Below are 7,729 nucleotides of genomic sequence, written 5' to 3'. Positions count from 1 at the left end.
AAAAAAGTGGAAGAGCAAGTTGACATTCCATCTTATAACAAAGTCGAATGGGCGGGTGAATTTGAAAGTAAAGAACGCGCCAGTAATCAGCTGATGATGGTGGTTCCTATCTCTTTGCTATTGATTCTTTTCTTGTTATATATGAATTTCGGAAACGTTAAAGACACGGTTATTGCCGCACTGACACTGCCTTTTGCCTTTGTGGGTGGCTTGATTTCCTTATGGGCGACAGGAACTGTTTTTGGGATTTCTGCAGGAATAGGCTTTATTATTCTTTTCGGAGTTTCTACCATTAATGGACTTATTTTAATAACTGTTATTCATGAAAAACTTCAAGAACGTCATAAGTTAAAAGAAGCTATTTCATTAGGCGTACAAGAAAAAATCAGACCTATTGTGATGATTGGATTAATGGGAGCGATGGGATTATTGCCCGCAGCACTTTCCAATGGGATGGGTTCTGAAATTCAAAAACCCTTGGCGATTATGATTGTGGGTGGGATTTTGATTTGTACTGTGCTTTCGTTGACCGTTTTGCCGCAATTGTTTTATTTGGCTTATAGAAGGACGAAAGATTAATATTGAAAAGAATCAAGACCGCTTCGCTGATAGAATTAAGAACCAACCCGCCTGCTGCTCGCCTGAATGACTTTATTAGGCAAGATAGAGTCGGGCAGGGACTTGATGCGTAAGGGGCTGATGTGTCGTTTTTTTAGATTAGATGACTGCTTTTCAGATAATGAAAATTGTCTTTTTAATTTTTTTATATGCTTAAATTTTAAATGAAAAAGAAGTATTGCAATTAGAGTTTTATTAATGCTATAACTGTTTTCATTTGAGAAATAACCAATATTTTTTAGGAGTAAACGGGTATTAACTTACCCGTTTCCTTTTTGTTTTTCCAATTGCTTATTGATTTTATCAATCGCGGACTCAATGGATTTTTCTGGTTCGATGATGTTATAGTCGCCCCAAAATTTAGGGTCGGAAAATCCAGAAGCTTCATCACTTAAAATCATGGATGGCCGTAAGGTTTCTTTTCTGGTAAATCCTTCATCTAAACTTTTTTCCCAATCGGTAATGGCCATTTCGCTGTTTAAGGTGTAAACGCTGTTGAATAATCTACCTTTCCAAATGACTTTTATGGTTAATTGCAGATTGCTATATCCATAAAACCACTTGCCGTCTTTCATTCTATAATCAACACGATACGCGGCTTCTGTAGGATAGACCGTAACTCTATTGGGTTTCTTTTTGACAAACATTTCAGCTGCCAATTCCCTGTTTTCTACATTCAGATTATAAATTGCGCTGATGAGCGAAAAAGTTTCAGCATCAATATAGAGTTTCCCATAATACAGGGGTTCAATAATATTTTCACGTGGTTTGAACTTCACTACATAAACCGAACGATCGTTGATTTCAGTAGGTTTATCAAATGAAAATTCATAATTGGAAAGATTATTATCAGTGAATATAAACTGAGGATATTTAATCATATCCGCATAAAGTGCACTAAAAGGGCCGCCTTGTAATTTGACTGCCAAGGTGTCTAATCTATTATAATCCGTGCTTTTTCGTGCTTTAATAAGTTTGATTTTATCCGGTTTATTTGATGTGTAAGGCTCTCTGTAAATTTCAACTACGGCTTCAGATAAGGACGCGTCTCGACGCCTTTTTTTAATGATTTCCCTGTAAAAAGCGGTCATTACCGTTTCTTCATTGATGTAGTGTTCTCCTTTTTTTTCCAATGCGGTTTTTACCAAGGTTCGAGCATCTTTGGGCGCATTTATTTTAACTTCGGATAGTTCCATTGCCGATTCTTCCAATAAAATTTGAATGTCGCCACCGTTCAAATTAGAAAGAGGAACGGTTTTGGTCTGATATCCCAAAAACGAAATGGTAATGTTTTTATTGACCAGGGTATTGGGCACTTTTAAAAGGAATTCCCCATCCGAATTTGTAATTGTACTGATATTGGTGTCGTCAACATTTAGTGCTGCGAATGCCAAAGGTGCTTTTGACTTACTATCGATTACGGAGCCTTTAAATTCTGTAAAGTTTTGAATTTTATCTTGCACTTGGAGTGAAGTGTTTGCAAAAACGTTCATTCCCAAAAAAACGAAAAATACAAGCCTCAACAAATGCGTTTTTGCTGATAGTTGAGCGCAATCGATTTTGATTTTCATCACTTGTAAGATTTAGTCCTTAAATTAGTGAAAATAAAGATGCAATAAATGATTTTATCTGTTAATCTTTAATGATTTACAATTCGAAGGCGTTATTGTTTACAAAGAAAACGGCATTGACGAAAAACAGTTTGCCATTCTCCCAAAAGTTTCTGAAAAGGATGTTGTCAACCATATAGATGATACTGCCATCTCCAAGACGTTCTTCACCAAAAACCAATGAGTTTTCAAGATCTTTCAACGTGTTCTTTCCTGCAAAACCCGATACTTTATTTGGTTTTCCAACCAAATAAGCAACATTATAACCGGTGTCCAGCAAGCTAAAAGCCTTAGAGCCCGATTTTAAGGTGAAATAGGTTTTGTCATAGCCAAAAGCTAAAGGATGTGTATGGTCAACATCCGCTTTGAAAATTGTACCCGTGATCAGGTCGTTGGTGTCCATGCGTTCGCGTTCAGCGTACGGTGTGAGATTGGTTTTTACTTTAGTGGAGTCTTTGGTAATATTTCTCTTTAAATTAAAATCTTTATGGTCTGAGAAAATGTTTAAGGCACCATCTATTGCGATAACTTTTCCGCCTTTTTTGACCCAAGTTTTAAGTTTTGCTAAATTGTCATCATTAAAAAATCGTCCATAATATCCATGAGGTATAACCAGGACGGTATATTTATCCAAATTGATGTGATCAAAATCATCCGTATTGATTGAGGTTACAGGATAGTGTAATTGTTGTTCAAAGAAATGCCACATTTCGCCATATCCTAAAGAAGATGTGTATTTGCCTGAAAGAAGTGCAATGTTGTGTTTATTGACCAACTTCACATCTGGCGAGCCAAAATCTGGCCCCGATTTTGAAAATCCGCTGGAAACGGCAACCGCATTTCTTTTATATTTGTTGGCCGCAGTTATGACGATGTCATCAAAGTTTTCAACCTTTTTATTGTCGCCTCTAATGATAATAAGTGCACCTCTATCAAAAGTTTGCTCTGGATTTTTTGTGGTTAGAGGTTTTTCTGTAAAGCGTATTTTAATATTCTGTTTTAATAATTCTGCTAAAAATTCAGCATCTTTCATGTGATCCCATTTGGCTACATAAGCAACGGCATTGGTGTTTTTTATGTTTAGATCAGATGCCTTTCCAACAGCAGAGGTTCCCACTAAATTGCTGCTTGCTATGGCATCCAAACCATACGCGTAAGGTAAACTCCATGCTGTGATGTCATAGGTTATGGAGTCGGCCAACTTCGTGTTAGGCTCAAATAATACCTGAACCATTTGTCCTTTGGGCTGATTGGTGCTGACCACTAAATCTTCAGAAGTCGAGTTCAGATTGCCATTTTTACTGTCTTTATAATTATAACCTGAAACTTTTCCTGAGGCTGCCGCACCATATTTAATTTCGTGTTTATCTAATAGTGTTTTGAGACCGTCTATTTTATCAGAAGACCCACGCAGGACATAGCTTTTGTATTTCACATCTTTATTAGCGAAGAATTTCTTGAATTCTGTATTTAGTTTCGTCGCGTTTTTGGAAGCCATCTCTACGGTCGACAATCCTGTCGTATAATGATGCTCCAAACGGTCCACTAAAGTTAAAATATCACCTTCATCATTGAGAATGCCTAATCCTTTTTGGCCGCCTTGCTCATAGGTCATCCCAATGGCGCCCAAATAAGTTGGGTAGGTGTCCCCGTAACTTGGATAGAGTAAATCAAAACGCTCGCGAGTGAAGTATAACCAGCCATTAGCATCAAAGTATTTGGCATGGTTTTCTCCAATTTGCGTTTGGAAATCGCGTTGCCAATCGGTTATAATATCATGAAAAGGCTCTGCGGCTGGCGAAAAATAATACGGATCGTTCATGCCTTGTTCGTGAAAATCGACATGAATGATTGGCAACCATTTATTATAGACTTTCAATCGGGCTTGTGTTTCTTTTTGAGTGGCCCAAACCCAATCCCGGTTGAGGTCAAAAAGATAATGATTGGCTCTTCCTCTTGGCCAAGGTTCATTTTGCTCACTGGATTGTGGGTCGGTGTTATAAGGTGTGCTTTTGGTTTCGTTGTACCAATTGACATAGCGATCACGTCCATCAGGGTTCATGCACGGATCTATAATGACCACGGTGTTTTTTAACCAATCTTGCTTTTCCGTTAATAAGGTATAAATCGTTTTCATGGAAGCTTCAGTGCTTGACGCCTCATTGCCATGCACATTATAACTTAGCCATATCACGGCAATATTGTTTGAAGTAGAATTTCCTTCGCCTATTCCTGCATTCTTAAGATGATCTTGGCGAATGGTTTCGAGGTTTTTTATGTTTTCTTCCGAAGAAATAATGGCGGTATAAAGTGGTCTTCGCTCATTGGTTTCTCCATACTTTTCCAGTTTTACCTGATTGGGTAGTTGCGAGGCGACCATTTTAAAATAATCGACAACTTGATGATGTCTTGAAAATTCTGTGCCCAGCGCATATCCAAGGAAGTCTGACGGCGATTGGAGGTGTTGTGCATTTGAGATGAAAATTGGGCTCAAAAGAACAAAAAGGAATACGGATAATTTTTTCATATACTGAAACGTGGAATGGTTGTGTAGTAAAGATAGGAAGCCCAAGTGAATTATCTGAAATATACGATGTAAAAAATCTTAAGAACCTTATCTTTACATTTCAATTTTAACTTCGAATATGCCAACCGAATACATCCCATTTAAAGACACTAATTATTTTTCGTCATTAATCTGCGATTACTTAGATGAAAAGGAAGATCTAAAGCCATTTTATAATCGCTTTCCGACCCTTGAGAATTTCAAAAAGCAAATTGAAGAAAAGCAGCTTTCTTTTAATAAAGACCATCGCGCAGATTTGATCAAGTCACTCATGATACAGTATGAGGATCTAAAAATATCCTCTGCGACTCTGACCAATATTGATCTTTTAAAGCACGGCACAACGTTTACGGTAACCACAGGGCATCAATTGAATTTGTTTACGGGGCCTCTGTATTTTTTCTACAAGATTATTTCCACAATTAATCTTTGTAAGGAATTAAAGCAAGATAACCCGACTTATAATTTCGTTCCTATTTATTGGATGGCTACCGAAGATCATGATTTTGACGAAATCAATTTTTTCAATTTCAAAGGAAGAAAAGTGCAATGGAATAAGAATGCCTCTGGAGCTGTTGGCGAACTCGATTTGGAAGGTTTGGATCAAGTGTACGGCGCGTTTTCAGCACAGCTTGACAGTAGTGATAATGCGAAATCTTTGAAAGATCTTTTTTATCAATCTTATTTGGAGCATGATAATTTAACGGATGCCACTCGATTTTTAGTGAACAAATTATTTTCAATCTATGGGCTAGTCATTTTGGATGGCAATGATCCGCTATTGAAAAAACTTTTCATACCCTATATTGAGGAAGAGTTGATCAATCAAACGTCATTTGAAAAAGTGTCCATAACTAATGATGCGATTAATGAATTGCCTTCCAATTATAAAATACAAGTCAATCCAAGAGAGATCAATTTATTTTATATAAAAGAAAATTTAAGAGAACGCATTCTCGAAACCAATGGGGTTTTTGGGGTTTTGGATACAAATATTCGATGGACTAAAGAGGAACTGCTTGCTGAGGTTAACGAGCATCCTGAGCGTTTCAGCCCCAATGTGATTTTACGCCCCCTGTACCAAGAAGTTATCTTGCCCAACCTATGTTATATTGGCGGGGGTGGAGAATTGGCGTATTGGTTACAGCTAAAATCGAATTTTGAATCACACAAAGTAACGTTTCCTGTTTTACTTTTAAGAAATTCGGCAGTGCTTATTACTGAGATGCAAAAGAAAAAACTGAAGAAAATGAAAGTTGCGGTAACTGATTTGTTTTTAAATCAGAATGATTTGATGGATAAAGTTACCAAGTCCATCTCCGATATTAATATCGATTTTAGTCTGCAAAAAGAACAGCTTCATGATCAATTTGAAGAGTTATACGAGTTGGCAGATAAAACTGATAAATCCTTCAAAGGTGCTGTTGCCGCACAAGAAGTCAAACAAATTAAAGGCCTTGAAAACCTTGAAAGAAGACTTTTGAAGGCTCAAAAACGAAAAATGGACGATGTTTTGGTACGGGTAAGGTTGCTTCAAGATGAGTTGTTTCCAAAGCAAAGTCTTCAAGAACGTCACATGAATATTTCTGAATTTTATTTGGAATACGGCGAAGGCATCATTCAAACCTTAGTTCAAAATTTAGAGCCTCTGAAAGCCGAATTTTTAATCTTGGATATTTCAAATCAATAGCGCTCGAGTTATGAAGAGTATGCACAAGATTGATTTGAATTTGATCGAGATGACCCTGGATATCATGAAATATGTTATTGGACGTATTTCAGCTACGGAGCATCTCATTGGTAAACCTAAAAAAGAAGAAGAGCTCAAAAAGTTAGTGGGCGAAACGATTACAGCCAAAGGCATTGGTGGTGAATATGCCTTTAATTTATGGAAAGATCATCTTGCCGGTGCAAACGTTCCGGTGGATCATCCTAGGAATTTGGCTTTTGTTCCAGCATCGCCCACAAAAGCGGCCATAATGTTTGATTTGGTCACTTCGGCGTCAAGTATTCATGGGGCGTATTGGATGGAAGGTGCTGGCGGTATTTTTTGCGAGAATGAAGCGATGAAATGGATGGTATCCCTCACAGGAATGCCTGAAGGTACTTTTGGTGTTTTCACCAGTGGCGGGACCACAGCGAATCTTTCTGCTATTGTTACCGCAAGAGAGCATTGGCGTGAAAATCCAGAATTCACCAGAGAAAAAGGCTTGATTATTACCTCGATTGGCGCACATTCGTCCATTAAAGCGATGGCAAAAGTGGCCGATGTGGATATTCTTTTAGTGGATTCAGAAGAGCGATTAACAGGTGCCGATTTACAGGAAACAATTCAGAATTTAACGGAGCATCAACGTAAATGTCTGTTTGCAGTTGTGGCGACAGGAGGTACAACCAATGCGGGGATTATTGATAATTTAGCAGATATTGCCTCCGTTTGTGAGCGAGAAAACTTATGGTTTCACGTCGATGCTGCTTATGGAGGTGGTGCTTTGGTGGCCGATTCTGTACGTCATTTGTTTAATGGAATAGAAAAAGCAGATAGCGTGACTATCGATCCACATAAATGGATGTTTTCACCCTATGATTGTGGCGCTGTGATTTATAAAAATCCGGAATTAGCAAAAAACGCCCATTCCCAACAAGGCTCTTATTTAGATATTTTTAAGGATGAAGGCGCACATGGGTTTAATCCAACAGATTATCAAATACAATTAACCCGACGTGTACGCGGATTGCCCTTATGGTTTTCATTGGCAACACATGGTACCGATCGTTATAAAGAAGCCGTAGAACGCGGCATTGAACTCGCGCAAATCGCAGGAAGAATGATTGAAGCGCATCCTGATTTGGAGTTGGTCAGAGCGCCAAGTCTCTCTTGTGTGCTCTACCGAAGAAAAGGGTGGCAGCCCGAAGATTATACCCATTGGACCTA

The 7,729-nt window shown here is 38.1% G+C and carries 5 protein-coding genes; 3 read left to right on the top strand and 2 right to left on the bottom strand.

The features are described 5' to 3' along the window. Positions 1-579: efflux RND transporter permease subunit (locus ABIQ28_RS03660; protein ID WP_348035394.1), on the top strand; the 579-nt coding region annotated here is incomplete at its 5' end. 299 nt (positions 580-878) lie between these two features. On the opposite strand, the gene ABIQ28_RS03655 is transcribed toward ABIQ28_RS03660, so the two are convergent. Further along, a complete protein-coding gene (locus tag ABIQ28_RS03655; RefSeq protein ID WP_348035393.1) occupies positions 879-2,189 on the bottom strand; it encodes a carboxypeptidase-like regulatory domain-containing protein in 1,311 nt (436 codons plus the stop codon). A 76-nt stretch (positions 2,190-2,265) separates the two neighbouring features. After that, positions 2,266-4,755 (bottom strand): DUF4350 domain-containing protein, encoded by a 2,490-nt coding sequence (locus tag ABIQ28_RS03650; RefSeq protein ID WP_348035392.1) that lies wholly within the window; start codon positions 4,753-4,755, stop codon positions 2,266-2,268. A gap of 118 nt (positions 4,756-4,873) precedes the next feature. Between ABIQ28_RS03650 and bshC the strand changes: the two genes are divergently transcribed. Then, entirely contained in the window at positions 4,874-6,484 is a 1,611-nt protein-coding gene (gene bshC / locus ABIQ28_RS03645; protein ID WP_348035391.1) for a bacillithiol biosynthesis cysteine-adding enzyme BshC, read from the top strand. A 19-nt stretch (positions 6,485-6,503) separates the two neighbouring features. Further along, positions 6,504-7,729: aminotransferase class V-fold PLP-dependent enzyme (locus ABIQ28_RS03640; protein ID WP_348035395.1), on the top strand; the 1,226-nt coding region annotated here is incomplete at its 3' end.

This window comes from Gelidibacter sp., assembly GCF_039916245.1.
In the GTDB taxonomy this organism is placed as follows: Bacteria; Bacteroidota; Bacteroidia; order Flavobacteriales; family Flavobacteriaceae; genus Gelidibacter.
The sequence above is the reverse complement of the archived record's forward strand: the minus strand, read 5'-3'. Positions and strand labels throughout refer to the sequence as shown.